We start from the raw sequence: 26,502 nt of genomic DNA, 5'->3' as shown, positions 1-26,502 counted from the left end.
AAACGTCGGTACCACCTCCCGCCAGGCCGAGACGCAGCGGAGCACGTGAGCGAACGATCATACCTTTACCTTTTCCAGTTCAAGCGCGGATTCCAAGGCCTCACCAAGCGCCTCCCGCGAAAAATGCGCCTGCGCATACGAAGCAGCGGCACGCGAACGCGCCAACCACGCGGCGTCCTCCTCGAGCAGGGCGATCAAGTCAGCAGCAATGGCCTGGGCGTCATCAGCAACCGAGACAACCGCATCCAGCCCTTCCAGCCCCTGCGCCCCCACCGATGTGGTCACCAACGGCACGCCCTGCTGCATCGCCTCCACCACCTTGCCCTTCACCCCGGCGCCAAAGCGCAGCGGCACGACGGCGACGCGGGTCCGCGCATAGCGCTGATTCAACTCCTCGTCACTGACGAATCCTGTTACTTCCACGCGCTCGCCTGCCAGTGCACGCACTTCAGCGGTGGGGTTGGACCCCACCAGCGATACCTCCAACTCGGGGTAGCGCTTCCAGACCAATGGCATGATCGACTCGATCAGCCATTTGGCAGCATCCACATTGGGGCCGTGCGCAAATCCCGCGACGAACAGAACTCCAGAGCGTGAAGCCGGTAGGGCATCGTGGACAAAGGCATCGAATGCGTACGGGAGAATATGCCGCGCGTTCACATCCGGCTCGATACGCAGGACATCATCAACCTCCTGCTGCGACGGATAGACCACACAATCAACCGCCTTCCAGATACGCCGCTCCAGCAGCTCCATGCGCTGCGCTTCGCTGCCGCACTGCCCGCTGTGGTCGGCCTCCATCTGCAAGCGACGGAAATGGAGATCATGGCCGTAGTAGACGGTGTGCACATACGGATGACGTGCAAGCGCGCCAATGTAATGCTCGGAGATATGCGGACGTGACAGCAACACTGCCCGCACATGCGGATTCTCATGCAGATACTTCTCGAATCCACCTACCCACTGCCCCCCATACATAACCTCCACACCGCGCGCTTGCAGTGGCGGGGTATAGATCGGATCGTAGTTGAGGTTGTCGGGCCAGAATTTGACGATGCATCCACGAGCCAGCAGCCCGTCGATGAACGCCACCATGGTCCGGGAGCCGGCGTCCCGGTCAGGCTGGGGCACATAGTGGTCAACGATCAGAACGGTCTCACGCCGCTCGGCACGATCACGTGCCAGCACGACATTGTTTCCGTTGGGTTGGTGCTGGGCGAGCTGATCCTGCCAACGCGCCAGCAGCTTCTTCTGGTTCTCAACCTGATAAGCCTTGATACCTACGCCAGTATCCGTGCCATGCGAAATGCCTTCGTAATGGACGACTTCCGATGCAGGGCAGTAGTACAACTCGTACCCGGCCTGCCGTACGCGGAAGGCCAAGTCTGAATCCTCACAGTAAGCAGGAACGAACTCGGGATCGAAACCCTTCAGTTGTCGCAGCAAATCGGTGCCAATCAGAAGACTCGCACCGCTGCAGTAATCCACACGACGCAGGTAGTTGTACTGGCTGGCATCAGGATTATCCAAGCGCCCATAGTTCCAAGCCGAACCGTCATTCCAGATAATGCCGCCCGCTTCCTGCAGACGACCGTCCGGATAAACCAGCTTGGAGCCGACCATGCCGCAATCAGGCATGCGTGCGAATACATCGAGCATCGCATCCATCCAACCAGGACGCACTTCCGTGTCATTGTTGAGGAAGTACGTATAGCGGCCGGCAACCAGCTCCAACGCCTGATTGCAGGAAAGCAGAAAGCCCAGATTCTTGCTGTTGAGGTGATAGCGCAGGCCGGGAACCGTCGCCAGTCTCCCGATCTCCACATCACCCGATGCATCCTCCAGCACCAGCACTTCGTAGCTGGCCTGGGGCGGATGTTCCATTATCGAACGCAGGCAAGCCAGGGTATGCGGCAAGTTCCCATAGGTTGGAATGACGATGCTGACGACCGGCGCATCATGCACCGGGAAAGACAACGCCCTGACCGCCGCATTCACATCCTCCGAAACTTCGGAAAGGGACAGCCCTGTCACCTCTTTCACGGGCTCCACATGCCGACGCTGCAACCATTGACGCACTGGCCGCGCCAACGGCGCCAGCAGCGGGTGGCGCGCGATTCCCGACGCCCGCAGCGATGCCATGATCGCCGGCACATCACCTCGAATCACGCGCGAGCTAAAGCGCAGCGGCTTGGTGACGCGCCACGACTTGGATACCAGCACCAGATCCAGCGTCCGCCGCAGCGACTCAACCTGTCTGTTGTAGTCATCAACAATTCCGCGAACCCCCAAGTCCGAAGTCGGCTCATCCGGCTTGCCATGGGCGCCCAGCCCGGCTTTGTGAGCCAGACTTTCAATACCTTTGCTGTTCTCAAGGATCAGCCGGCGTGCATCGGTAAGATCGTGCTCCAGAGCGGCAGCATGCTCCTCGGCGACGCGCTTGTAGCCGGAAAACTCCTCCACCAACAACTGATGCTGCTCTTGCAAAGCCAGACTCTGCTGCTGCAACGCCTCGCGTTGTTCCTGCAGATCCTGATTCCGTTCCTGCAGCGACTGGTTCTCCGCGGCCAGCTGACCGAGCCGCTCGTCTTCCTCCTGGCGCGTCCTGCCTGCAGCACGCAGCGACTGGTCCAATTCCAATGCCCAGCGAGTTCGCTCCTCGAACTCACCTTCCAGACGACTGTAATCGGCCTTGGATTTCTCCAAATCAGCTTCTAGCGATTGCGCCCAGCGCACCAAGCTGTCTTTCTCTGCGTCCAAGCCCTTCGCCCACTGCGCGACCTGATGGTGGTGATCATACAAATCCTCACCCTCGGCATAGAGAATCGAAGCAGACAAATCCGGAAGCAAATCGGCAGTGGCAGCGGCAAGGGCTACGAAGTAGACCGCCCCCGGCACGTCCGCCACGCGCGACTCCACCTGCTCACCAGTGTCAGTCAGTGCCTGATAGCTCGCCTGCGCCCGCTTTCCATTCAAAGGAGTAATGGCCGAGCACACCGCCATACGCTGTCCGGCAATGCGCACAGCAGGAAAATGACGCCTCAACAGTGCTTCGAACTCGTTAAGGTAAAGTTCCTTAACGTGAAAATCGTTGTGGTAGCCAGCTTTGTCGGAATAAATCTCCTTGTTCGGAGAAGACATGACAAGCAGGCCGGCCGGGCGCAGTACCCGTCGAATCTCGGCCAGCATTTCCTCTTGCTCAAGCAGGTGTTCGATGGTCTCGAACGACACCACCACATCCACACTGTTCGTGTCGAGCGGAATAGCTGTCGCAGACCCCTGCAAATACCGTAGGTTATCTAGCTGAGCGTAGCTCTGACTGGCGTGAGCAACGGCTTCTTGCGAAATGTCCACACCACGAACCGTCCGCGCCAGCGACGCAAGCATGGCGCTGCCATAGCCCTCGCCACTGGCCACATCCAGTACATCCTTGCCTTCCACCAGCGGCAAACACCAGGCATAGCGGTGCAGGTGTTCCTGCCTGATTACGCCCTGTTCGGTGGGAACAAAGCGCTCACCGGTAAACTCGATCATCACTGCTCCTTGGAAACTTCGATGGCCAGCATCGGCAAACCGAGCAAACCAAAGCGCATCGTCTCGTCCATCGCGCGGAACTCCAGCGCGTCATGTATCCAATGCTGTTGTGTGTGGTCGTGCTGGTCGCCCGAGGCGACTGCCGCGTCAATCATGTAAGACCCTGACGGCATCACCGGCATTCGAAACAGGAACGAGCCCACTACTACGTCACCGGGTCGCCCTCCTACCGGCGCGTCTTTACATGCGAAATAACTGTTGTCACCAAAAAGGCGCTGACCAAGCCGATCCTTCACATAGAAGCCGATGATCAAGCTGTCCAGCGCCTGCTCCAAAGACACACGAATCTGTAGCCGGACAAGCTCCCCACCTTCAAGCACCGGCAACGGATGCCCATCTGTATCCAGCAGTCGCACGTCGACAATCCGCGCGCCCTGTGCACCGAATTCTTGGCCAACGTTGTCCGGGTCGAATTCGAACAGGGCGATACGGTTGCAGATGCCCTCCTCGCGCAACGCCTGCTGCCGGAAGTCAGCAGCGCTGGCATCGGCGCGGCGTGGGGCCTTGCGGGAGACCACCACATTGTCGTTGCCCGCCTCACGACGTCCAACCACATGCTGCTCGGTCATGTAGGCCTCCACCACCTCCTGCGAGGTGCCGGACAGGCGCATGCGGCCATTCTGCAACCACACCGCGTTCTCACACAGATTGGTCACCGCTGCGGCGTCATGACTAACGAACAACAGGGTGCCGTTCTTCTGGAACTCACGCAGAAAGCGCATGCACTTCTGCGAAAAGAAGGCATCGCCTACGGCCAGTGCTTCGTCGATGATCAGGATATCGGCGTCCACGTGTGCGATGACCGCGAACGCAAGCCGTACCGCCATGCCGCTGGAATAGCTACGCACTGGCTGATCAATGAACTCACCGATATCGGCAAACGCAAGGATATTGTCCAATCGTTGCTCGATCTGAGCGCGGGTCAGCCCAAGGATCGCGGCATTGAGGAAAACGTTCTCCCGACCGGTGAATTCGGGATTGAAGCCACTACCCAGCTCCAGCAGCGCGGCAACACGCCCGTTCACTGAAATCGAACCTTCAGTCGGATTGAGGGTACCGGCGATCATCTGCAGCAGCGTGGACTTGCCCGAGCCGTTGCGACCCACAATGCCGACCGTCTGCCCCCGCCTCACACTGAAAGTGACGTCGCGAAGCGCCCAGAAATCCTTGTAGAACGACTTGCGTTTGCCAGCCAGGGCCTGCCAGAGGCGGTGCGAGGGCCGCTCGTACATGTGGTAGCTCTTGCCGACCCCACGGACGTCGATCACCACTTCCGAATCGACACGATCAGAGCACATCGGCAAACCCCACGCGCAGCTTGTTGAATACGCGATGGCCGACCAAGGCCACGGCGCAGGCGATCAGCGTATAGATGCCCAGGCCTTCCCAGTCAGGCAACCGCCCCCAGATGACCACTTCACGCATCTGGTTGATGATGAAGGTCAGCGGGTTGAGCTCAAACACGATGCGATAGCTTGCGGGCACCGACTCCAGCGGCACGATGGCGGAGGACAGGAACAGCATCGCGGTCGCGATGACGCCCGCAATCTGGCCGATATCACGCAGATATACGCCCAGTGCGGACACGATCCAGCCAACGCCCACGGTGAGGATCACCAGCGGCAGCAACACGACCGGCACCAGCACCGCAGTCGGCGGAATGCTGCCCTTCACCACCAGATGCAGCAACAACAGGACCACGATGTTCATCAACAGATGGAACAACGCGGAGAACGTCATGCTCCAGACCAGGATGTCCAGTGGGAAGACCACCCGTTTGACATAACCGGTATTGCTCACGATCAGCTGCGGCGCTCGCGTGAAGCACTCGGCAAAGAAACCATGCACGGTCAAACCGGCAAATAGAATCAGCGCGAAGTCTGTAGTCGAACCGCTGGAACCAGGCCAGCGCCCCTTCATGATGTAACCGAACGCCATGGTGTAGACCAGCAACATCAGGAACGGGCTGATCAGCGACCACAGCAAGCCGAAGCTTGCGCCACGGTAGCGGCCAAGCACTTCACGCTGAGTCAACTCGTACGCCAGCGATCGGTGCTTCCCGAATACCGAAAGGATGCCCATGCTCAACGGTTCCCCGCCAACGCCCTTTCCAGATCCACCCGTAGATCCCCCACATCCTCAACGCCCACGCTCAACCGCACCAGCGCATCGCTGATGCCGAGCTGCTCGCGGCGGGCTACCGGGATCGAGGCGTGGGTCATCACCGCCGGGTGGTTGACCAGGCTCTCCACACCGCCGAGGGACTCGGCCAGGGTGAACAGTTCGGTCTTCTCACAGAAGCGCTTGGCTGCTTCGAAACCGCCCTTGAGCACGATCGAGACAATGCCGCCGAAGCCGCTCATCTGCGTTGCCGCCAACGCGTGCTGCGGATGCGATGCCAGGCCCGGGTAGATCACCTTCTCCACCGCAGGATGCGTTTCCAGCCACTGCGCCAGTTCCATTGCATTGGCGCAATGCGCCTTCATGCGCAACGGCAGGGTCTTCAAGCCACGCAGGGCCAGGAAGCTGTCGAACGGCCCCTGCACACCGCCAATGGAGTTCTGCAGGAAAGCCATCTGCTCGGCGAGTTCGGCATTGTCGCCGACCACTACCATGCCGCCGACCATGTCCGAGTGACCATTGAGATACTTGGTTGCCGAATGCAGCACCAGGTCCGCCCCCAGCTCCAGCGGACGCTGCAGCATCGGCGAGGCGAAGGTGTTGTCCACCACCACGATCAGGCCATGGCGCTTGGCGATGGCAGCCACCGCAGCGATGTCCACGATCTTCAGCATCGGGTTGGTCGGCGTCTCGATCCACACCATCTTCGTCTTCGGCGTGATCGCCGCTTCGAAGGCCGACAGGTCGGTCAGATCGACGAAGCTGAAATCCAGCCCGGCGGTGCGGCGACGCACGCGCTCGAACAGGCGGAAGCTGCCGCCGTAGATGTCGTCCATCGCCACCACGTGGCTGCCGGTGTCGAGCAGCTCGATGACGGTGGAGCTGGCGGCCATGCCCGAAGCAAAGGCAAAGCCACGCGTACCGCCTTCCAGCGACGCCACGCAGCGCTCATAGGCGAAGCGGGTGGGATTGTGGGTGCGCGAGTACTCGAAACCCTGATGCTCGCCCGGGCTGGACTGGGCATAGGTGGAGGTCGCATAGATCGGCGGCATGACGGCGCCGGTGGTCGGGTCGGGGGCTTGCCCGCCGTGAATGGCCAATGTGGCAAGCGCAAGGCTGCGCCCGCCAGCCTGGCTGCGTGAATGCTGATCCGTCATATGGGCTTCCTGCAAAAGGACCGAAATTCTATCAGTCGGGTCTGAACTGACCATTGCGGCGTTCCCCCTGAACGCCGCGGGGAGTTTACCGAATCACTGAACCCTGCGACGCAGGTAGTTGAGCAGGTCGATGCGGGTGATCAAACCGAGAAATGCATCACCATCGGTGATGATCGCCACCTGCCCCCGGTCGAACACCGGCAGCAGCGCTTCGATCGGCGATTTGACGTCCAGCCGGTCCAGCTTGCTCACCATCGCCACCGAGACCGGGTCGCGGAAACGGGCTTCGTCGCCGTACACGTGCAGCAGCACGTCGCTCTCGTCGATGATGCCGACCAGCTGGTTGCCTTCCATCACTGGCAACTGCGACACGTCGTACAGCTTCATGCGCTGGTAGGCGGTGGTCAGCAGGTCGTTCGGGCCGACCACCACCGTGTCGCGCTGGCTGTACGGGCGCAGGATCAGGTCGCGCAGGTCGCCGAACTGTGGGCGCTCCAGGAAGCCGTTGTCCAGCATCCAGTAGTCGTTGTACATCTTGGACAGGTACTTGTTGCCGGTGTCCGGCACCAGCACCAGCACCTTCTTCGGCGTGGTCTGCTCGTGGCAGTACTTCAGCGCTGCGGCCAGCAGCGTGCCGGTCGACGAGCCACCGAGGATGCCTTCCTTGCCCAGCAGCTCGCGCGCGGTGTGGAAGCTCTCGGCGTCGGTGATGGCATAAGCCTTCTTGACCCGGCTGAAATCGGAAATGCCCGGCAGGAAGTCTTCGCCGATGCCTTCCACCAGCCAGCTGCCGGACTTCTCGCTCAGCGTGCCTTCGTTGATGTACTGGGCCAGGATCGAGCCGACCGGGTCGGCCAGCACCAGCTCGGTCTTCGGCGAAAGCTTGGCGAAGGCGCGCGACAGGCCGGTCATGGTGCCGGAGCTGCCGCAGCCGAACACGATAGCGTCCAGATCGCCGCCCATCTGCTCGATGATTTCCGGGCCGGTGCCGAATTCGTGCGCGGCCGGGTTGTCCGGGTTGCCAAACTGATTGATGAAGTAGGCGCCCGGGGTGCGGTCAGCAACGGTCTGGGCCAGGTCCTGGTAGTACTCCGGGTGGCCCTTGGCCACGTCCGAGCGGGTCAGCACCACCTCGGCACCCATTGCCTTGAGGTTGAAGATCTTTTCCCGGCTCATCTTGTCCGGGACCACCAGGATCAGCTTGTAGCCCTTCTGCTGGGCCACCAACGCCAGGCCCAGGCCGGTATTGCCGGCGGTGCCTTCCACCAGCGTCGCACCGGGCTTGAGATCGCCGCGCTTCTCGGCGGCCTCGATCATCGACAGACCGATGCGATCCTTGATCGACCCGCCCGGATTGGCGCTTTCGAGCTTGAGATACAGCTCGCACACACCGGCATCCAGGCGCTGGGCCTTGATGATGGGCGTGTTGCCAATGAGTTCGAGGACGGAGGAGTGGATTGCCATGGTCAGATTCGGATCGCGCCGCTTAGCGGCCGGATTTCCGATTATCCGACGGATGGGCAGGAAAGTCAGGCAACCCGCACTATCAGTGCCAATGCCGGCGCGACGGGGCGCCGACGACAGTGACGCGGACAATGACGGCCGACGAGGAGGCCGCCACTGCCCGCGACAGAACGGTTAGCACGGGGGGAGGTTCAATTGACGCGGTTTTCGTACATCCGCAGGAGCCGCTGCTTGGCCAGCAGCTTTTCCCGCTTCATCTGTCCCAGCGTGACATCGCCGATCGGAAGCACCCCCAGCTCGGCATCCATGCACTTCTTGTCCAGTTTGCGATGCTGTTGGTATAGCTGCCTGAACTCTGGGTTGGCCTTCATCAAGGCGTCGATTTCACTCTGTGGCTGCCCTTCGAACATGACTACCTCCTACATTGCAGAAACAAGAACGCCCCGGCCTTGCGGCACGGGGCGTTGCAGGATGGAGAAGCTCAAACCGCGCACTGCCGAACCACCACCCGCGCCCCGGCCAACATGCCGGAAACCACTTCCAGGTACTGGTTCGCGCCACTGCTGCACCGGCTCGGCCCTCCGTTATCCGGACGGCGAATCTGCCGCCCGGACAATTGACCCTACGCCTGCAAAAAGGTTCCCACAAGCAATATCTGGTCGTAGGCCAGCAATCGTTTATCTACAACGCATTCAGTCGCCACGGGACAACAAAAACCTAACAAGCTCAGCCATTTAGGAACATCACGGCGCAATGATCACTTCAGCCGAACGGGCCCGCGTGGAGGCTGATTTCTTGCCGGCGACCTGCACCCGGCTGGCGCTCACGCCAGCAGCCACAAGGGCGTCCTTCAACGCCTGCGCACGGCGCTGGCCAACGCCATTGGCGCTGTCGTAGCCCTCGATGCTCACCCGGCCCTTCTTGCCGATGTTCAGGTACTCCGCCAATGCCTTGACCTGGTTGCGGGCACCGGCCGAAAGCGTGGCCTGACCGGCGGCAAAGGCGTCACCAGCAAAGGTGAACACTTCGCCGCGATTGCCGAATGCCGAACCGGGCAGCCTCTGCCCGGACACCAGCTCGGCTTCCTCGCGCGCCAGCTTGGCGGCGTTCTGCTGGGCCGCGCTCAGGCGCTGCTGCTGACGGCCGGCCACGCTGGTCAGCGCGGTCTCGGCGTCCTGCCGGGCCAGGGTCTCGGCCTCGGCGGCCAGGCGCAGGCGCTCGGCTTCCTCGGCCTGGATCTGCGCCTGCATGCGCAGCTGTTCGGCTTCCTGACGGGCGCGGTTGACCTCGCGCCGGCTGGCTTCGATCAGCAGTTCGCTGCGGGTGCGTTCAAGCTGGTCCACTTCCCGCAGCGCAACCGCCGCGCGGGCGGCGGCTTCGGCGCTGGCCACCCGGCGCTCGGCCAGGTAGCGGGCGTTGTCCAGCTCCTTGCGCTTTGCCTTTGCCAGCGCCGCAATCGCCTGCTGGGCCTGCAGCTTCTCGAACGAGGCCACATCGGCGGTACGCATGTCCGCCTGCAACGCCACCAGGCGCTGGTTGAGCGAAGCCACGGCCGGGTCCTCGGCGGCAGCGGCCATCAGCGGCAGGGCAAGCAGGCCAGCGAGCATCAAGTTACGAATGACCATCAACGTCCCTCCCCCGTCGCCAACTGGCGTTGCAGCTGTTCCACCTCGGCCTGACGCTGGGCCAGCTGGGCCTGGGCCACGGCCTCCTCGCTCTGCGCGCGGGCCAGATCGGCATCGGCGGCAGCGCGCTGGGCCAGTACCGGCGCCTGTTTGCGTTCACTGCGGTCACCGGCAGCGCGCTGGGCCTGCTCCAGCTGTTGCCGGGCCAGCGCCATCAGGTCCGGCGCGTAATGGTCGGCGTCGGCGCGGTCGGCGCGTTCGACGGCCTGCTGCGCGTTGAGCAGGTCGGCCGCGGCCGGATCCTGCGCAAAAGCGCTACCAGACAGCGCGGTTGCGCACGCGGTCACATACAGGAGACGTCGTAGTTGTGCGAAGCTTGCTTTCATTGGGGAGCCGTTGCCGGAGTCTGAGCGCGGCCATTGTGGTCAAGCCTGTGGTGAGCTTGCAACGGCAGGCCGCCGTCTGTTGGGGAAATATTGCGTATGGATATCGGCTATTTCTTGAAGCTGATGACCGAAAAGAACGCTTCGGACATGTTTTTGACGACCGGGGCGCCGGTCTACATCAAGATTGAAGGCAAGCTTTATCCCCTGGGCAGCACCGGCCTGCCGCCGGGCATGGTCAAGAAGATAGCCTACTCGCTGATGGATGAAGGCCAGGTGCCGCAGTTCGAGCGCGAGCTGGAACTCAACATGGCCATCGCCCTCGCCGACGCCGGGCGTTTCCGCGTCAACGTGTTCAAGCAGCGCGGCGAAGTGGGCATGGTGATCCGTGCGATCAAGAGCCGCATCCCCAGCATCGAGGAGCTGCACCTGCCGCAGGTGCTCAAGGACGTGATCATGACCCCGCGCGGGCTGGTGCTGGTGGTCGGCTCGACCGGCTCGGGCAAGTCGACCTCGCTGGCATCGATGATCGACCACCGCAACAGCACCTCGACCGGCCACATCCTCACCATCGAGGATCCGATCGAGTTCCTGCACAAGCACAAGCAGTCCATCGTCAACCAGCGCGAAGTCGGCCTGGACACCCACGCCTTCCACAACGCGCTGAAGAACGCGATGCGCGAGGCGCCGGACGTGATCCTGATCGGCGAGATCCTCGACGCCGAAACCATGGAAGCGGCCATCGCCTTCGCCGAAACCGGCCATCTGTGCCTGGCCACGCTGCACTCCAACAACGCCGACCAGACGATCGAGCGCATCCTCAACTTCTTCCCGGAAAGCGCACACAAGAACGTGCTGATGAACCTGTCGTTGAACCTGCGCGCGGTGGTTTCGCAGCGTCTGGTCAAGGGCAAGGACGGCCGTCGCCGCCCGGCCACCGAAGTGCTGATCAACACGCCGATGATCCGCGACCTGCTGCGTCGCGGTGAGGTGCATGCGATCAAGCAGGCCATGGAGGAGTCGCTGGAAGAAGGCATGCAGAGCTTCGACCAGTGCCTGTTCCGCATGGCCAAGGACGGCATCATCGAGCAGGAAGAGGCGCTGCGTGCGGCCGACTCACGCGATGGTCTGGCCTTGAAGTTCCGCCTCTCCGAAGGCGGCTCCGGCGAGCATGATCCGTACGCGGATTTCAACGCGGCCCCGGCGGCGATCACGCACGGGTTCTAAGCGCAGGGAAAGAGGAATCCGGATCGGGGAGCCGTACCGGCTTCCTGATTGGCCGGAGAGCACAGCGCCCTCATCCCAACCCTTCTCCCGTGAACGGGAGAAGGGCTCGGTCATGCGAGCCCTGATCCTGCCTGTGAGTCGTATTGGCCGGTGCGATCACGACCTGGACGAACGACGAGCTTCGAATCCTCCGATTCCCAATCCCCGCCGCTCTCCAAACCCTGCCGTCAAATGGCGTCCGGTTGGTTTTCCGGCCGCGCAGCGTCGAATTCCGGTAGCGCGAGGCATGCTTCTTCGATCCGGCACAGGGTCGGGTACGGCGTCATGTCCAAGTGGAACCTGCGGGCGTTGTACAGCTGCGGCACCAGGCAGCAATCGGCCATACCCGGTTCGGCACCGTGGCAGAAACGGCCGGTGTCGAAGGAGGCGATCAGCATGGTTTCCAGCGCCGACAGACCCACGCGCATCCAATGCAGAATCCATTCGTCACGCTCGGGCTGCGGCACATTCCACTCGCGGTCGAAGAACTGCTGCACGCGCAGGTTGTTGAGCGGATGAATGTCACAGGCAACCTGCTGCGCCAGCGCACGCACGCGGGCACGACCACCGGCATCGGCCGGCAGCAGCGGCGGCTGCGGATGGATCTCGTCCAGATACTCGAGAATGGCCAGCGACTGGGTCAGCACGCGCTCCCTATGACGCAGGGTCGGCACCAGTTCCTGCGGGTTGAGCGCGGCGTAATCCGGCGCATGCTGCTGGCCGCCATCACGCACCAGATGGACCGGCACGGTGGTGTAGTTCAAGCCTTTCAGGTTCAACCCGATGCGCACGCGATAAGCGGCACTTGACCGCCAGTAACTGTAGAGCTTCAGCCCCTCTTCCATGTCGGATTTCCCCTTTCGCGTGCCGGACACCTTAACCGCTGGCGGTGAGGATGCGTTCACCATCGGTCTGCCAGCGCTGCCGCCAGTCGGCTGGCCTGCGCCGGCCTATCGCGGTGAAGCGCAGCCACGCCGTGCCGGGGCATTTATCGGCAGAGAACAGCCAAACATGACCCCGAACCGCGGAAACGGCGTCATCGGCAAATGCGGTTCGACTCAGCCCTGAACAGCGCAGCTCAGCTGCGCTGTGTCGGTCACCAACCTGGGCAGCGCCGGGCGTGGCCCGGCGCTGCAGGAAGGCAGCTGCCTCAGGGACGCAGCGCCTGCTCGATGCGCTGTTCGATGGCGCCAAAGATGCTGTGGCCATCGCGGTCCAGCATTTCGATGCGCACCACGTCGCCGAAGCTCATGAACGGCGTGGACGGCTTGCCGTCACGCAGGGCTTCGACGGTGCGCTGCTCGGCAAAGCACGATGCGCCCAGCGACGTGTCCTCGTTGGCGATGGTGCCCGAACCGACGATGGCACCGGCCGACAGCGGACGGGTCTTGGCTGCATGCGCGACCAGCTGGGCGAAGTCGAACTGCATGTCCACGCCCGCTTCCGGTGCGCCGAACCACTTGCCGTTGATGTGCGTCACCAGCGGCAGGTGCACCTTGCTGCCCTGCCATGCCTCGGCCAGTTCGTCCGGGGTCACGAACACCGGGCTCAGTGCCGAACGCGGCTTGGACTGTAGGAAACCGAAGCCCTTGGCCAGCTCGCCCGGAATCAGGTTGCGCAGGCTGACGTCGTTGACCAGGCCCACCAGCTGGATGTGGCCGGCGGCCTGCTCCGGCGTGACCGCCATCGGCACGTCGTCGGTGATGACCACGATCTCCGCTTCCAGGTCGATGCCGTAGTCCTCGCTGACCACCCTGACCGCATCGCGCGGGCCATAGAAGCCGGCGCTGGTGGCCTGGTACATCAGCGGATCGGTGTAGAACGACTCCGGCACCTCGGCGCCGCGCGCCTTGCGCACCCGGGCCACGTGCGGCAGGTAGGCGCTGCCGTCGACGAACTCATAGGCGCGCGGCAACGGCGCGGCCAATTCCTCCACTTCCAGCGGGAAGGCGCCTTCGGCCTGACCGGCGTTCAGCTGTTCGGAAAGGGCGTTCAGCCGCGGCGCCAGGTTGGACCAGTCCTCCAGCGCCAGCTGCAGGGTGGAGGCAATGCCGGTGGCACGCACCGCACGGGTCAGGTCGCGCGAAACCACGATGAGGGTGCCGTCGCGGCCGCCTTCCTTAAGGGAACCAAGCTTCATGGGAACGTCCAGTCTGCGAAGAAACAAGTTTCAATTGTAATGAATATGCCGGGCGCCACCAGCACCTCCCGACGGAAATCTGAACGGGCGTTTTTGTGCCAACCCGGACAATCCCCTAGACTAGCGCGGTCTGCCAGCGGCCGTCCGTTTCCCTCAGGGACCGCCGGCGGTGCAGGACACGCGACCTTTCAGGCCTGTCCGCCCGCCCGCCCCCACTCCGACGCCTATCGTCACGCATTCCAACCAGCGCACCGCTCTGGTTGCATCCAGATCTTGCAGCGCGGTTTACGGGAACGCTCCGAGATCAGCTGGTCTTCAGTGATCAGCAACGCATGCCCTTTGGGCCGGCGTTATTTCTCCTTGGAGTACCCAATGTCGTTTGAAAACCTGGGCCTTGCGCCCTTCCTGCTGCGCGCGCTCGCCGAGCAGGGCTACGAAAACCCGACCCCGATCCAGGAGCAGGCGATCCCGCTGGCACTGGATGGTCATGACCTGCTCGCTGGCGCGCAGACCGGTACCGGCAAGACTGCCGCGTTCGGCCTGCCGCTGCTGCAGCACCTGGGCACCTCGCCGCAGAGCGTGGGCAATGGCCCGCGCCGTCCGCGTGCGCTGATCCTGGCCCCGACCCGCGAACTGGCCACCCAGGTGCATGACAGCCTGCGTGGTTACAGCAAGTACCTGCGCATCCCCAGCGCCTGCATCTACGGCGGCGTCGGCATGGGCAACCAGCTGGACGTGCTGCGCCGTGGCGTGGATCTGCTGGTGGCCTGCCCGGGCCGCCTGATCGACCACCTGGAGCGTCGCAGCGTCGACCTGTCGGGCATCGAAATCCTGGTGCTGGACGAAGCCGACCGCATGCTCGACATGGGCTTCCTGCCGTCGATCAAGCGCATCCTGGCCAAGTTGCCGCGCCAGAACCGTCAGACGCTGCTGTTCTCGGCCACGTTCGAGGAAAGCATCAAGCAGCTGGCGCTGGAGTTCATGCGCGACCCGAAGCAGATCCAGGTCACGCCGAAGAACACGGTTGCCGAAACCATCACCCACCGCGTGCACCCGGTAGACGGCGCCCGCAAGCGCGAACTGCTGCTGCACCTGCTGGCGCAGGATTCGCGCGTGCAGACGCTGGTGTTCGGCCGTACCAAGCACGGCTGCGACAAGCTGGCCATGTTCCTGGAAAAGTCGGGCATCAAGACTGCCGCCATCCACGGCAACAAGAGCCAGGGCCAGCGCCTGCGTGCACTGGCTGACTTCAAGGCCGGCCGCGTGACCGTGCTGGTGGCCACCGATATCGCCGCACGCGGCATCGATATCAACGAGCTGCCGAAGGTCATCAACTACGACCTGCCGATGGTGCCGGAAGACTACGTGCACCGTATCGGTCGTACCGGCCGCAACGGCTCCACCGGTGAAGCGGTGTCGCTGGTTGCACAGGACGAAGCCAAGCTGCTGCGTCAGATCGTGCGCCTGCTCGAGCGCGACATGGACATCCGTGACGTGCCGGGCTTCGAGCCGCAGACCCCGATCCGCTGGGGCAACAGCGCGCCGGGCAAGGCCGAGGTGCCGGGTGGCCACAAGGTGCCGCGTCGCGGCAACGGTGGTCATGGCCCGCGTCGTCCGAACGCCGATGCACCGCGTGGCGGCCGTGGCGGCCAGCAGAAGCCGGGCGGCCAGCGCAATGCCGGCAACGGCCAGCAGCGTCGTGACAGCCACCCCGGTGGCGGTCAGCGTCGCAGCGGCGGCCGTGGGCAGGGCCGTACCAGCGCCTGATCCGGGTTGCTGGTTTGAGGTGAATGAAAAAGCCGACGCATTGCGTCGGCTTTTTTCTTGGGGTTGATTCTCCTGCCCTCTCTCCCCTCTCCCCAACCCCTCTCCCGCAAGGGGAGAGGGGCTCAGTGCACTTCGAGCTGAAGCATTGCCTGCATTCTCAGCTTTCAGCCCCTCTCCCCTTGCGGGGCGATGCGGGCTGCTTGCGAACCATCGGTTCGCAACCCGTTGAGCGCTCTTGCGCTGGCGCAAGGGCCGGGGCGCGGAGCCGGGTTGGGCAGAGGGGAAGGATCTAGCTCACTCCCCGCGCTGCTTTGGGGTGTTGAGGTGGTTGGACTGCAACAACGCGTTGAGCAGCAACCGCTCGGTGCCGTGCCAGTACTTGCGGTGCGCCGGGTCGTCGGCGAACAGCACCACGTTGCCGTTGCCGGTCGGCACCACCTGCAGGTAGTTGGAGCCGGCCACGCGGGCGCGGTTGGCGTCGGACAGATAACCGTTCACCACCGGCTCGCGGTCAATGTTGACCACGTTGAGGAAGGCATTCTTCACCGGCTCGAACACCAGCCCGCCTTCCTTGTTGATCCAGATGCGCCGCTGCTGCACACCGAAACCGAGCGGATGGGTCGGGTCGATGTCCGCGCTGAGGATGTTGCCGCTGACCCGGCCAAGTGCGAACACGTCGCGCACGGTACCGAAGTCCAGCCGCTCGGCGTCGTCCTTCTTGTCACCTTCGCGCAGCTTGGCTTCGGCCAGTCCCTTGTCGATCGCCCAGCGCGCGCCACTGCCGTACACCACCAGCGAACCACCGGCGGCGATCCAGCGCTTTAGCGCGGCCACGCCGGCATCGCTGACCGTGCTGTAGGTGCCACCGGACAGCACGATGGAGGTGTAGCGCGACAACTCCACACTTGCCAGCTGCGCCGGGTCCAGTTTGGTCGAAGGCAGCCCCAGCGAAGTATCCAGCGCGAACCAGGCCGAGCCGATCTCGGTGGCGGACACGCCCTCGCCCATCACCAGCGCGACGCTTGGTGCACGCAGTACCCGCACGCTGTCACTGCCCAGGTCGATACCGCTGGCAGCGCGACCACTGGCCAGCGCATGCACGGTGACACCGGCTTCCTGCGCACGTGCCAGCACCTTGGCCTGCAGCGCTTCGCCGTCCAAGGTCTGACCTGTCAGCGGGATCACCACCGCGCCATGACCGAAGCTCACCTCACCGGCGGCCGTCGCCGCAGTGAACGGCTGATGCGCGGTGCGCACGCGGACGCCGTCGCGCAGCAAACCACCGAGCAGCCGATAGCTGCCGAAATCACGCGCATCGGCGACATAGGCGAAGCCCGCACGGCCGCCGGCGATGCCGCCCTGCCGGACTGGCGCCGCATGCACCGACGCGCCCGCAGGCAAGGCACTGCGACTACCGGCATAACGCAGGCCATAGGCCGGTGCGATTGCATAGGACGTGCCGCTGTAGAACACATCGCCCTTCACCGGCGGGGTGAACTCGAAGATCGAATGGGCCAGGCGGAACTGCGGCTGTCGCGCCGGCACCACATAGGCCGAACCGGCCTGGAAGCGCTTGCCATCGACCTCGACATCGCGCGCCAACGCATGCACGTCGATGCGATGCTGCAGCAGCACCGCCAGCAACTGATTCGTCAGCGTCGCATCAGCCGCATCACCGAATACCCAGTCGTGCACCGGATAGGCGGCGGCCTGCTTCAACGCACTGCGGAAGAACTCCTTCTGCAGCGCAAGCAGCCGGGGGCGGTCTTCCACCGCGCCGCGCACGCTGGCCAGGCCGGTGGCAACCTGGTTGCGGACGGTGAAGTTGAAATGCAGCGGGCCGTTGACCGACTCCTGCACCAGCCCGCGTGAGCTCGCCTGTTCCACCGTCACGCCGACGGCACCGTGGAAATCCGGGTAGGTGGAACCGTAGATCGGCGAGAAGTTGTCGAAGTTTTCGCCGGTGTAATACAGCGAGCCGAGCGCATCCAGCGCCTGCGCATGGAAGCGCGCCAGCCAGTGGTTGGCTTCATACGAGGACTTGGGCAGCAGCGGGCTTTCCATGCTCTTGGGCGAAGGCTCGAAGTAGTAGGTGCTGTCCTTGCCCATCTCGTGGAAGTCGATCTGGATGTTGGGATACCAGCGATGGAACTGCGCCACCTTCGGCCAGCTGTCACGCTGCGCCAGGGCCAACCAATCGCGGTTGAGATCGGTGAAGTAGTGATTCACACGGCCACTGGGAAACGGCTCGACATGTTCCTTGTCGGCCGGGTCGGCTGACGGTGGACGCGAGCCCCAGGCGTTGTGCCAATTGGCGGCGCGGTCGCGTCCGTCCGGGTTCTGTGCCGGATCGATGACCACCACCGATTGATCCAGCCAGCATGCGGTTTCCGCATCCTGGTTGGCGGCCAGATAGTAGGCGGTAAGCAGCGCCGCTTCACCGCTGGAGGTTTCGTTGCCGTGCACGCTGTAACCCAGCCACACCACGGCCGGCACATCGTCGCCGGGCGCGGGTTGGGCCGGGTCGATCAGTGCCTGCCGCTGCGCGGCGATCTGCGCGCTGCGTGCATGGTTGCGGGGGGAGGTGATGGTCACCAGCAACAGCGGGCGATGTTCGTAGCTTTGGCCGATCACCTCGACCTTGACCCGGTCCGATACCCGTGCCAGTTCGTTGAAGTAGGCCACCAGTTGATCGTGCCGGGTGTACTGGCTGCCGATGTCGTAACCGAGGAACTGCTGCGGCGAAGGCACCTTCGCATCGAACTGCAGCGCGGCTGGGAAGTAGTAGCTGGATTGGGCGAAAGCGGGTGTTGCGCTGACAGCTACCACGAGCAGCAGGACAAGGACAAAGCGGAATGACATGGGCGACGGATTCCCCGGTTGTTTGGCACGGATCGCGAGCGGTGCCAGCTGTTCACTTCTCCCACGCGTGGGAGAAGGTGCCCCGTAGGGGCGGATGAGGGCGCTTCGGGCGTTTGGTTGTGGCGTCGGATGTAGATGGAGCCGAACCACTCCATGCCCCAATCTGCCCTCACCCCAGCCCTTCTCCCGCATGCGGGAGAGGGGCTTGAGTCAATGCGGGACGTTCCCTCTCCCGCATGCGGGAGAGGGGGCTTTGCGTCAGAACCGGTAATCGAAACCGACGGTGTAGTAGCGGCCGCGCAGGTCGTACTGGCTGAAGTCGTACGGGGCGCGGATGCCCGGGTACACCGCGTCGTACGGCGGCTCGCGATCACCCAGGTTCTGCACCTTGGCGTAGACGGTGAGCTTGTCGATGCCGGTGTAGCCCACGTACAGATCGAGCTGGCTGTAACTGGCCACTTCCTTCTGCACGGCCTTGGCGGCGGCGCTGCCTTCCTGGTCGTAACCGCTGGTGTAGTACCAGGTCACCGCGGTGCGCCAATCGCCCAGCGCCCAGTCCAACGTGGTGGTGGCCTTGGTATCGGGCAGTGACGGGCCGAGGTTGGAGCCTGCGTAATCCACCAGCGGGCCACCGGTCACCTGCGGGCGCTTGTAGTCGATGACGTAGGTCAACGCCGACGACAGACCGAAATCACCGGCACTGGCGGTGGACCAGCGCTGGCGCAGTTCCACGTCGATACCCGAGGTGTGCAGTTCGCTCAGGTTCTGGTAGCGGTTGTAGACGGCCAACAGCTTGCCGCGCGCATCACGCAGCACATTGATCGGCGCATTCTCGGCCACCAGCGTTGTGGTGTTGCCACTGCCGATCAGGTTGTCCAGCTTGATGCGGTAATAGTCCACGCTCAGGCTGGTGTTCTCCCACGGCGACAGCACCACACCGGCGTTGAAGCTGCGCGTGCGCTCCGGCTCCAGGTTGTTGTTGCCGACGGTGAAGAAGGTCGGGTTCTGGCGCGAGCCCGGCACATCCGGGTCGTACGGATCGACCACCGAACCGTAGGCGATGCTGGTGGACGCCGAGTTCTCCGACAGCGACGGCGCGCGGAAACCACGCGATGCCGCAGCACGTACCAGCAGCCAGTCCAGCGGCTGCCAGCGCAGACCGAGCTTGGGCGAGAACGCATCACCGAAATCGCTGTAGTGGTCAGCGCGCGCGGCGGCCTGCAGTTCCAGCGTGCTGTGCAGCGGCACGCTCACTTCGGCATAGGCGGCGGTGACCTGGCGCTGGCCATGCACTTCGGCAATCGCCGGCCGGATCTGCAGGCCGGCGTCGATCTGCCACGGGTTGTCCGAGTCGAGTTTTTCCTGGCGCCATTCAGCACCGGCGGCGAAACCAATCGTACCGGCCCAGGTTTCACCCAGCGTCCCCGAGACCTTGGCATCAATTCCCTTGAGCACCGAGTCGGCAGGACGCACCGTGCTCAAGCCAATCGCGGCCAGCACCGACGGATCGGTCGCCGAGGGATTGAGCAGGTTGTAGCTGCCCGACGCCAGCGCGTCATACAGCGTCCAGCGGTTGGCAAAGCCACCGGAGACGGTTTCGCGCTCCTTGCTGGCGGCCTGGAACGCACCCACTTCCCAATCCCATTTCTCGCCCTGCCCGCGCAGGCCGAGCACGCCGCGATAGGCCTTGGAGCGGTTGGTCTTGATGGTGCCGCCCAGATTGAAGAACGTGTACTCAATCGGCACGGCCACGCCGTACGGGTTGTACGGATTGCTGGCCGGCAGCGTCGAGCGCACCGGCTCGGCCAGCCCGGTATCGGCATTGAGCGCGAAGCGCCCGCTTTCCAGGGTGAAGAACGGGCTGGAACCAAACCAGGACGCGCCCTTGATGTCGCTGTAGATCACTTCGGCGAACGCATCGACCGAATCGCTCAGGCGCAGCGTGCCGTTGACGTAGGCCTGCCAACGCTTGGTCGAGGGAATCAGCGTGGTGTACGGCGCCTGGTTGAAGGCGCAGGTATCGCCGGCCAGGCCGTCGATCGGTGCGCTGGCGGTGAGCACGGTGCCTTCCGGGCAGTTGCCGGCGGCATCGAGCATCGGCACCGACTTGCCGCCGATCAGGTAACGCGCGCCCTTGGCCGACCAGCCGTTCCAGCGGCCACCGGCCTTGTCGGTGTAGATGCCCGAACGGGTCAGCTCACGCTGGTCCTGGTCCAGGCGCTCGCGGTTGTAGCCTTCCAGCGAGACCAGGATGTTGTAGCCATCGCTGTCCAGGTCACCGATGCCACCGATGAACTTGAGGTTCTGCTGGTCCAGGCCACCGGCATCGGAAGTGCCGCCGCTGACGCCGACTTCGGCGCCTTCAAAGCCTTGGCGGGTGATGATGTTGACCACACCGGCCACCGCATCGGAGCCGTACACCGCAGAGGCGCCGTCCTTGAGCACTTCGATGCGCTCCACCGCGACCAGCGGCAATGCGTTGAGGTTGACGAAGGTGTCCGACAAGCCGCCGGACGGGAAGCCGTAGTTGGCCAGGCGGCGGCCATTGAGCAGTACCAGCGTGTTCTTCTGCGACAGCCCGCGCAGGCCGATGCCGGCAGAGCCGGACGCCCAACCGTTGTTGGTGGTTTCGTTGGCGGCGTTGCCGGTGTTGGCCGAGATCGAGCGCAGCAGGTCGGCGACGGTGGCCTTGCCGGATTCTTCCAGTTGCTGGCGTTCGATCACCTGCACCGGATTGGCACTTTCGGTATCGGTACGCTTGATGTTGGAGCCGGTCACACGCACCGCTTCCAGCGTCTTGCTGTCGTTGGCGGCGGTTTCGGCGGAAGCTAGGGAGGGAGCGGCAACGGCAGCCGCGACAGCGAGGGCAAGCAGGGAGCGATTGAGCATGGAGACCAGGGGGAGGGAAGCGGAGACAACGCCGCCAGTAGCGCATGGCCGGCAAATGTCCGGCCAATAACATCCCTTCATGCGGACATAACAAGTCGTTACATCTCTCCATCGCGATGGATAAATAAACACCCTGCTCCCGCCCGACTGCCTCACCAGTCAGGTGCATCGCCGCACGCGCGCCCTACAATTGCGCCCATGGATATTTTCAAGGTTTTCACCCTCGAGGCCGCCCACCGGCTGCCCAACGTCCCGCCGGGCCACAAGTGTTCCCGGTTGCACGGCCATTCGTTCCGGGTCGAGCTCAAGGTCAGCGGCGAACCCGGCCAGGACACCGGCTGGATCATGGATTTCAGCGATCTGAAGGCTGCCTTCCAGCCGCTTTACGACCAGCTCGACCACAACTACCTCAACGACATCCCCGGCCTGGAGAACCCCACCAGCGAGCGCCTGGCGATGTGGATCTGGGACCGCCTCAAGCCGACCCTGCCGCTGTTGAGCGAAGTGGTGGTGCATGAGACCTGCACCTCCGGGTGCAGCTATCGCGGGCCGTAAGCCCCGCTTCTTGTGGGAGCGGCTTAAGCCGCGAGGCTGGGAAGACTCCAGCAATAGCCGCACCGGGCAATTCCAGCGTCAGCGTCACCGCGGCTTTGGATCGATTGCCGAAAGCACCCCTCCCTCTCCTTCGCCCTCGGCGAAAGGGAGGGTGCTGCTCATGCGCTTGCGGCAGCAATCTGGCAGATACCGCGATCTCCCCCTCCCTTGCGCGGAGCGTAGGGGAGGGCCGGGAGGGGTGCCTTTACGGCGTTGCGCTCCGAACCCAATCAAGCGACAGGCCCACTCCATAGCCGGCCCTTCGTCTCTGGCGAAAGAATGGGAGCTTGGAAGCCCCCTCCCCAATCCGCCCCTCTCCCTCGGCGTAAGCGAAGGAACACTGCATTCGGCCTTCAACCTGAACGGTTAAAGCAAGCGCAACGAGACATGTTGCACTGCGCAAAATCCGCGCTATGCTGCGACGCAACACAGGTACTCCGGATGTCCGCGATGTCTGCCCAGGCCAACGATTTCAGCCGCTACACCCAGCAGTTCGCCGCTGCGGCCAACCGTGCGAATCGGCTGACGCTGGAGAACGCTGAAAGCGTGTTCGGGATGCAGCTGCGGGCGCTGGAGCGCAACACCAACGCCACGGCGGGGTTCTTCGGTGAACTGTCCTCGGCCGGCGCGCAGGTGGATCTGCAGGCGCTGCTGCCCAAGGGGCTGCAGGTGGCACGGGACAACTTCGAGCGCCTGGCAACGGCCAGCCAGGAAGCCTTCGGGCTGAGCCTGAAGACCGGCGAGGCCCTCGGCGAACTGGCACGCAAACCCTTCGCGCCCGCCCCGAACAAGGCCGAACGCACGACGCGTTGACCCCATAACCAGATTTGCGCGGTCCCTCCCCCGCGCAACCCGGACCCGGCAGCACCCCCTCCCGCTGCCGGGTCTTTTTTTGTCTGTGAAACGGCGGATGACCGGGATTGCCCAGGACTGACGGCGGCATACCGAATCCGGAAACCGGGCTCCGTTACACTCTCCCGATGTTCAGTTCCAACACGCTTACCGGCAGCAAGCCGGAACAGTACGCCCAGCTTCTGGCCCAGGCCCGTGCACTGGTGCATGGCGAAGCGGATCGCATCGCCAACGCGGCCAACCTCTCGGCGCTGGTCTACCACGCGCTGCCGCAGCTCAACTGGGTGGGTTTCTACTTCTTCGACGGTACCGAACTGGTGGTTGGCCCGTTCCAGGGCTTGCCGGCCTGCGTACGCATTCCGTTGCACAAGGGCGTCTGCGGTGCGGCCGCAAGCACCCGCCAGACCCAGCGCATTGAAGATGTGGATGCCTTCCCCGGCCATATCGCCTGTGATTCGGCCTCGCGCTCGGAGCTGGTGGTACCGCTGGTACGCAACGGAGAGCTGATCGGCGTGTTCGACATCGACAGCCCGGTGCTGGCGCGTTTCGATACCGATGATCAGCTTGGGCTGGAAGCCATCGCCCAGGTGTTTGTCGAGGCGCTGAAGTGAGTACCACCAAGCTGCGCAACATCGGCCCGAAGAGCGCGGCATGGCTGCGCCAGGTCGGTCTGCGCAGCGAGCAGGACCTGATCGACGTCGGTGCGGTCGGCGCCTTCATGAAGGTCAAGCGGGCCGGCTTCAAGCCCAGCCTCAACCTGCTGTACTCGCTGGAAGGCGCGCTGTTGGGCTGCCATTGGCAGGACGTACCCGAAGCACGTCGCCAGCAGTTGGTCGCCGAGTACGAAGCGGTGGCCGGTGAACTCACCGCCCTGCGTCCCGCACAGGTGGCCGGGCCGGTGCATGAAACGCACATGCAGGTTGAAGCCGACGAGGAAGAGACCGGCGAAATCCGCTTCGGCGAGGATTGAGCCGCGCTTTTGTGCAGGAGCGGCCTTGGCCGCGAAGCCAGCGCTGCATCCGACGCACGCAGCGGTGAACGATCACGGCACTTGCAGCCACATCCAACGTCGTCCTGATCGGCAGCGTTCCTGGCTTCGCGGCCAAGGCCGCTCCTACGATGCCGTGGTTGTCAGGCGAAACCTGCCGCTACCGCCAACACCACCAGCAGCATCGTTTCAGTGACTTCGACGCTGGCACCCAGCCCATCGCCGGAAATGCCGCCCAGCTTGCTGCGCCACCACGCCGCCACCAGCGGCACCACCAGCAGCGCCGCCAACAACGGCCACGCCACGAACACGCTGACCGCGACCAGCAGCGCGGCCCACAGCCACATCGCGCGCATGCTCAACTGCCACGAGAAACGCTCGCCCATGCCGTTGGCATGCAGCGATGGCACGCGCTGGCTCCACCACAACGTGCCCCAGCGCGCCCACGCCGGCACCAGCACGATGCCGAACCACAGCGGACTCACCGCCAGTTCGGTCAGCAGCACGAACTTGAGCAGCAGTTGCATCACCAGCGTGACCACGCCGAACACGCCCATGTGTGGGTCCTTGAGCACTTCCAGGAAGCGCTGCGGATCACGATGCGCGGCGCCGAAGGCGTCGGCCACATCGCCCAGCCCGTCCAGATGCAGGGCGCCGGTCACCCAGACCCACACCAGCAGGGTGAGCGCGCCGGCCAACCACGGCCGGTCGCCCAGCGTGTACAGCGGCACGGCCAGCAATACGCCGATGATCGCGCCCACCAGCGGGTAATACACGGCGGCGCGGCTGAGATCTTCCTGGCGGAAGTCGCGCACCTGCGGCGTCGGCAGCCGCGTCAGGAACTGGATGGCCAGGATCAGCCTGCGCGCGATCATGGTTGCCGCAACTCCAGCAGTTCGCCCCACAGCCGACCATCCTCGCCGCGCTCCACGCGCAGCCTTACGCGCGTGCCGTAGTCGATGCGCACCGCCCACAGCATCGACAGCGGGATGCCGCAGATGCGTGAGATGGCCAGCCGCAGCACACCGGCATGGCTGACCACCAGTACCGGCAGGCCGTCGCCATCGTCTTCATCGACCAGACGATGCAACTGCTCTTCCACACGCTGCTGGAACTGCTGCCACGACTCGCCGTTGGGCGGCACCATGTCGTGCGGTTCTTCGTAGAACGCGGCCAGTTGTTCGGCCGGTAGTTCGTCGAAATGCAGGCCGTCCCAATCACCGAAATCCAGCTCGGCCCAGTCCGGGTGGATCTCACAGAACTGGTTGCTGCCCGCCACCAGCGCATGCGCGGTATCCAGCGCGCGACGACGCGGCGAGGCAATCACCCGGCTCCAGCCGATGCCGGTGTGGCAGCGGTACAGCGCATCCATCGCGCCCTCGATCAGCGGCGGATCGGTGCGGCCATCCAGATGCCCTGAACGTCCGGTCGAGGCATGCCGCATCAGGTCCAGGATCATGGCGTGCCATCACGATCGGCAACCGCCGCTTCAGCGAAGGTCGCCATGTTGTTGTGCAGCGCGCAGGCCATGCGTACCAGCGGCAAGGCCAGGGCAGCACCGGAACCTTCCCCCAGGCGCAGGTCCAGCGCCAGCAGCGGCTGTGCCTGCAGGGCTTGCAGCAGACGCTGGTGGCCGCGTTCGGCCGACTGGTGGGAGAACAACAACCACGGCCGCACACCGGGATTGATCCGCACGGCCGCCAGTGCAGCAGCGGAGACAATGAAACCATCCACCAGCACCGGTACCTTGCGTTGTGCGGCGGCGATCATCGCCGCGCTGATCGCGGCGATTTCAAGGCCGCCAACACGCCGCAGCGCCTCCCAACCCGGCGACGATGCGGCGGCGATGGCTTCGCCATGCAGGCCCAGCGCGCGCGCGATGATGTTTTTCTTCTGCACCATGCGCACCGCGTCCAGCCCGGTGCCGGCACCGACCAGCTCGTCCAACGGCAACGGGCCGAGCACGGCGGCCAGCGCACTGGCAGCGGTGGTATTGCCGATCCCCATTTCGCCGAACACCAGCAGGTCGGCACCGTCCACACAGGCGGCGTCCACCGCACGCTGGCCGGCTGCGAAGGCCGCCTCCAGATCCGCTTCGGACATGGCCGGGCCGACGCTGAAGTCGTCGGTGCCATGACGCGGCTTGTCGCTGACCACGCCAGCAATCGGCGCGGTGGCACGGCTGCCGACATCCCACACATGCAGCGGCAGGCCCAGCTCGCGTGCCAGCACAGCGATGGCTGCACCGCCTGCGGCGAAGTTGTGCAGCATCTGCACGGTGACTTCGGCCGGATACGCCGACACGCCCTGCGCGGCCACGCCATGGTCACCGGCAAACACCACCACCGGCACGCGCTGCGCCTGCGGCGTGTCGCTGCCCTGCAGCGCGGCCAGTTCGATGGCCAGCGTCTCCAGCCGGCCCAATGCCCCTTCGGGCTTGGTCAGCTGGCGCTGGCGGGCGATGGCGCGCTGGCGGTGTTCCTGTGACGGCAGCCCGCAGGCCTGCCCGAACCCTGTTTGTGTCACGACGTTTCCAATACTGCGATTGCGGTGCGCATTCTAGCCGCCAGCCGGGAACAGGAACGTGGGGACGGCAATGCGCTGGGCGCTGTGTGTGCGCGTACGTGCGTTGGAGCGGCCTGCGACGCGAAGCTGATGGAGGCACCCATCGCGGACCACTCAGCAATTGCGGGCAGGCCGCTTACGTTTGCATTGCCAGTTTCGCGGCCAAGGCCGCTCCTACGCGTTGGGAGGCAGGTTTCCTGCTCGCAATCGCCGTGTTCCTGATATTCGTTCAGTC

22 protein-coding genes are annotated in these 26,502 nt (G+C 64.0%); 7 read left to right on the top strand and 15 right to left on the bottom strand.

Going from position 1 to position 26,502, the window contains the following annotated elements:
• Positions 1-57: 57 nt before the first annotated feature.
• The 8 genes from LR961_RS03725 to LR961_RS03690 all read right to left on the bottom strand — a co-directional run bounded on the left by LR961_RS03725 (position 58) and on the right by LR961_RS03690 (position 10,347).
• A complete protein-coding gene (locus LR961_RS03725; RefSeq protein ID WP_232147108.1) occupies positions 58-3,534 on the bottom strand; it encodes a glycosyltransferase in 3,477 nt (1,158 codons plus the stop codon).
• Positions 3,534-4,892: an ABC transporter ATP-binding protein gene (locus LR961_RS03720; protein ID WP_232147107.1), complete on the bottom strand. Its 1,359-nt coding sequence runs from the start codon at positions 4,890-4,892 to the stop codon at positions 3,534-3,536. Before LR961_RS03720 ends, LR961_RS03725 begins: the two co-directional genes overlap by 1 nt.
• Positions 4,882-5,676 carry an ABC transporter permease gene (locus LR961_RS03715; protein WP_232147106.1) on the bottom strand — a complete coding sequence of 265 codons (795 nt, stop codon included), beginning with the start codon at positions 5,674-5,676 and terminating at the stop codon, positions 4,882-4,884. The genes LR961_RS03720 and LR961_RS03715 overlap by 11 nt, the downstream gene beginning before the upstream one ends.
• Before the next feature lie 2 nt (positions 5,677-5,678).
• Complete coding sequence (locus LR961_RS03710) at positions 5,679-6,872, bottom strand: cystathionine gamma-synthase (RefSeq protein ID WP_232147105.1); 1,194 nt, start codon at positions 6,870-6,872, stop codon at positions 5,679-5,681.
• 93 nt (positions 6,873-6,965) lie between these two features.
• Positions 6,966-8,336 (bottom strand): pyridoxal-phosphate dependent enzyme, encoded by a 1,371-nt coding sequence (locus LR961_RS03705; protein WP_232147104.1) that lies wholly within the window; start codon positions 8,334-8,336, stop codon positions 6,966-6,968.
• A gap of 191 nt (positions 8,337-8,527) precedes the next feature.
• Positions 8,528-8,746 carry a YdcH family protein gene (locus tag LR961_RS03700; RefSeq protein WP_232147103.1) on the bottom strand — a complete coding sequence of 73 codons (219 nt, stop codon included), beginning with the start codon at positions 8,744-8,746 and terminating at the stop codon, positions 8,528-8,530.
• Positions 8,747-9,079: 333 nt separating this feature from the next.
• Positions 9,080-9,961 (bottom strand): OmpA family protein, encoded by an 882-nt coding sequence (locus tag LR961_RS03695; protein WP_232147102.1) that lies wholly within the window; start codon positions 9,959-9,961, stop codon positions 9,080-9,082.
• On the bottom strand, positions 9,961-10,347 hold the full coding sequence (locus LR961_RS03690; protein ID WP_232147101.1) for a DUF4398 domain-containing protein: 387 nt from the start codon (positions 10,345-10,347) through the stop codon (positions 9,961-9,963). Before LR961_RS03690 ends, LR961_RS03695 begins: the two co-directional genes overlap by 1 nt.
• Positions 10,348-10,443: 96 nt before the next feature.
• On the opposite strand from LR961_RS03690, the gene LR961_RS03685 reads away from it, so the two are divergent.
• On the top strand, positions 10,444-11,571 hold the full coding sequence (locus LR961_RS03685; protein WP_232147100.1) for a PilT/PilU family type 4a pilus ATPase: 1,128 nt from the start codon (positions 10,444-10,446) through the stop codon (positions 11,569-11,571).
• A gap of 227 nt (positions 11,572-11,798) precedes the next feature.
• On the opposite strand, the gene maiA is transcribed toward LR961_RS03685, so the two are convergent.
• Positions 11,799-12,455: a maleylacetoacetate isomerase gene (gene maiA / locus LR961_RS03680; protein WP_232147099.1), complete on the bottom strand. Its 657-nt coding sequence runs from the start codon at positions 12,453-12,455 to the stop codon at positions 11,799-11,801.
• Here maiA and LR961_RS03675 point away from each other — a divergent pair.
• The gene (locus LR961_RS03675; RefSeq protein ID WP_232147098.1) at positions 12,454-12,678 is read left to right on the top strand and encodes a hypothetical protein; all 225 of its coding nucleotides are present in this window, start codon (positions 12,454-12,456) and stop codon (positions 12,676-12,678) included. The genes maiA and LR961_RS03675 overlap by 2 nt on opposite strands.
• A gap of 82 nt (positions 12,679-12,760) precedes the next feature.
• On the opposite strand, the gene LR961_RS03670 is transcribed toward LR961_RS03675, so the two are convergent.
• Positions 12,761-13,750, bottom strand: coding sequence for a fumarylacetoacetate hydrolase family protein (locus LR961_RS03670; RefSeq protein ID WP_232147097.1), 990 nt, complete (start codon positions 13,748-13,750; stop codon positions 12,761-12,763).
• Positions 13,751-14,122: 372 nt separating this feature from the next.
• On the opposite strand from LR961_RS03670, the gene LR961_RS03665 reads away from it, so the two are divergent.
• Positions 14,123-15,517 (top strand): DEAD/DEAH box helicase, encoded by a 1,395-nt coding sequence (locus tag LR961_RS03665; protein WP_232147096.1) that lies wholly within the window; start codon positions 14,123-14,125, stop codon positions 15,515-15,517.
• Between the two features lie 294 nt (positions 15,518-15,811).
• On the opposite strand, the gene LR961_RS03660 is transcribed toward LR961_RS03665, so the two are convergent.
• Positions 15,812-18,379, bottom strand: a complete 2,568-nt coding sequence (locus LR961_RS03660) for a M14 family zinc carboxypeptidase (RefSeq protein ID WP_232147095.1) — start codon at positions 18,377-18,379, stop codon at positions 15,812-15,814.
• A gap of 258 nt (positions 18,380-18,637) precedes the next feature.
• On the bottom strand, positions 18,638-21,268 hold the full coding sequence (locus LR961_RS03655; RefSeq protein ID WP_232147094.1) for a TonB-dependent receptor: 2,631 nt from the start codon (positions 21,266-21,268) through the stop codon (positions 18,638-18,640).
• 198 nt (positions 21,269-21,466) lie between these two features.
• Here LR961_RS03655 and queD point away from each other — a divergent pair, with 198 nt between their 5' ends.
• From queD to LR961_RS03635, 4 genes are all read left to right on the top strand, one after another.
• Entirely contained in the window at positions 21,467-21,823 is a 357-nt protein-coding gene (gene queD, locus LR961_RS03650) for a 6-carboxytetrahydropterin synthase QueD (RefSeq protein ID WP_232147093.1), read from the top strand.
• A 489-nt stretch (positions 21,824-22,312) separates the two neighbouring features.
• Positions 22,313-22,675, top strand: coding sequence for a phasin family protein (locus LR961_RS03645; RefSeq protein WP_232149178.1), 363 nt, complete (start codon positions 22,313-22,315; stop codon positions 22,673-22,675).
• A gap of 167 nt (positions 22,676-22,842) precedes the next feature.
• Complete coding sequence (locus LR961_RS03640) at positions 22,843-23,325, top strand: GAF domain-containing protein (protein ID WP_232147092.1); 483 nt, start codon at positions 22,843-22,845, stop codon at positions 23,323-23,325.
• Positions 23,322-23,684, top strand: coding sequence for a TfoX/Sxy family protein (locus tag LR961_RS03635; RefSeq protein WP_232147091.1), 363 nt, complete (start codon positions 23,322-23,324; stop codon positions 23,682-23,684). The genes LR961_RS03640 and LR961_RS03635 overlap by 4 nt, the downstream gene beginning before the upstream one ends.
• A gap of 161 nt (positions 23,685-23,845) precedes the next feature.
• Here the strand turns inward: LR961_RS03635 and cobS are convergent, their stop codons facing one another.
• From cobS to cobT, 3 genes are read right to left on the bottom strand one after another with little or no spacing between them, the layout of a single operon-like run.
• Entirely contained in the window at positions 23,846-24,577 is a 732-nt protein-coding gene (cobS, locus tag LR961_RS03630) for an adenosylcobinamide-GDP ribazoletransferase (protein ID WP_232147090.1), read from the bottom strand.
• Positions 24,574-25,161 (bottom strand): histidine phosphatase family protein, encoded by a 588-nt coding sequence (locus LR961_RS03625; protein WP_232147089.1) that lies wholly within the window; start codon positions 25,159-25,161, stop codon positions 24,574-24,576. The genes cobS and LR961_RS03625 overlap by 4 nt, the downstream gene beginning before the upstream one ends.
• A complete protein-coding gene (cobT, locus tag LR961_RS03620) occupies positions 25,158-26,228 on the bottom strand; it encodes a nicotinate-nucleotide--dimethylbenzimidazole phosphoribosyltransferase (RefSeq protein WP_232147088.1) in 1,071 nt (356 codons plus the stop codon). Before cobT ends, LR961_RS03625 begins: the two co-directional genes overlap by 4 nt.
• Positions 26,229-26,502: the final 274 nt, after the last annotated feature.

The sequence above is a fragment of the Stenotrophomonas sp. SY1 genome, from assembly GCF_021202945.1.
GTDB lineage: Bacteria > Pseudomonadota > Gammaproteobacteria > Xanthomonadales > Xanthomonadaceae > Stenotrophomonas.
The sequence above is the reverse complement of the archived record's forward strand: the minus strand, read 5'-3'. Positions and strand labels throughout refer to the sequence as shown.

Coding starts and splice junctions, on each gene's coding strand:
- LR961_RS03710 (WP_232147105.1), bottom strand. CDS start 6,872: ATGACGGATCAGCATTCACGCAGCCAGGCTGGCGGGCGCAGCCTTGCG.
- LR961_RS03625 (WP_232147089.1), bottom strand. CDS start 25,161: ATGATCCTGGACCTGATGCGGCATGCCTCGACCGGACGTTCAGGGCAT.
- maiA (WP_232147099.1), bottom strand. CDS start 12,455: ATGGAAGAGGGGCTGAAGCTCTACAGTTACTGGCGGTCAAGTGCCGCT.
- LR961_RS03685 (WP_232147100.1), top strand. CDS start 10,444: ATGGATATCGGCTATTTCTTGAAGCTGATGACCGAAAAGAACGCTTCG.
- queD (WP_232147093.1), top strand. CDS start 21,467: ATGGATATTTTCAAGGTTTTCACCCTCGAGGCCGCCCACCGGCTGCCC.
- LR961_RS03670 (WP_232147097.1), bottom strand. CDS start 13,750: ATGAAGCTTGGTTCCCTTAAGGAAGGCGGCCGCGACGGCACCCTCATC.
- LR961_RS03705 (WP_232147104.1), bottom strand. CDS start 8,336: ATGGCAATCCACTCCTCCGTCCTCGAACTCATTGGCAACACGCCCATC.
- cobS (WP_232147090.1), bottom strand. CDS start 24,577: ATGATCGCGCGCAGGCTGATCCTGGCCATCCAGTTCCTGACGCGGCTG.
- LR961_RS03695 (WP_232147102.1), bottom strand. CDS start 9,961: ATGGTCATTCGTAACTTGATGCTCGCTGGCCTGCTTGCCCTGCCGCTG.
- LR961_RS03715 (WP_232147106.1), bottom strand. CDS start 5,676: ATGGGCATCCTTTCGGTATTCGGGAAGCACCGATCGCTGGCGTACGAG.
- LR961_RS03725 (WP_232147108.1), bottom strand. CDS start 3,534: ATGATCGAGTTTACCGGTGAGCGCTTTGTTCCCACCGAACAGGGCGTA.
- LR961_RS03700 (WP_232147103.1), bottom strand. CDS start 8,746: ATGTTCGAAGGGCAGCCACAGAGTGAAATCGACGCCTTGATGAAGGCC.
- LR961_RS03665 (WP_232147096.1), top strand. CDS start 14,123: ATGTCGTTTGAAAACCTGGGCCTTGCGCCCTTCCTGCTGCGCGCGCTC.
- LR961_RS03720 (WP_232147107.1), bottom strand. CDS start 4,892: ATGTGCTCTGATCGTGTCGATTCGGAAGTGGTGATCGACGTCCGTGGG.
- LR961_RS03690 (WP_232147101.1), bottom strand. CDS start 10,347: ATGAAAGCAAGCTTCGCACAACTACGACGTCTCCTGTATGTGACCGCG.
- LR961_RS03655 (WP_232147094.1), bottom strand. CDS start 21,268: ATGCTCAATCGCTCCCTGCTTGCCCTCGCTGTCGCGGCTGCCGTTGCC.
- LR961_RS03645 (WP_232149178.1), top strand. CDS start 22,313: ATGTCTGCCCAGGCCAACGATTTCAGCCGCTACACCCAGCAGTTCGCC.
- LR961_RS03675 (WP_232147098.1), top strand. CDS start 12,454: ATGTCGGATTTCCCCTTTCGCGTGCCGGACACCTTAACCGCTGGCGGT.
- LR961_RS03660 (WP_232147095.1), bottom strand. CDS start 18,379: ATGTCATTCCGCTTTGTCCTTGTCCTGCTGCTCGTGGTAGCTGTCAGC.
- LR961_RS03640 (WP_232147092.1), top strand. CDS start 22,843: ATGTTCAGTTCCAACACGCTTACCGGCAGCAAGCCGGAACAGTACGCC.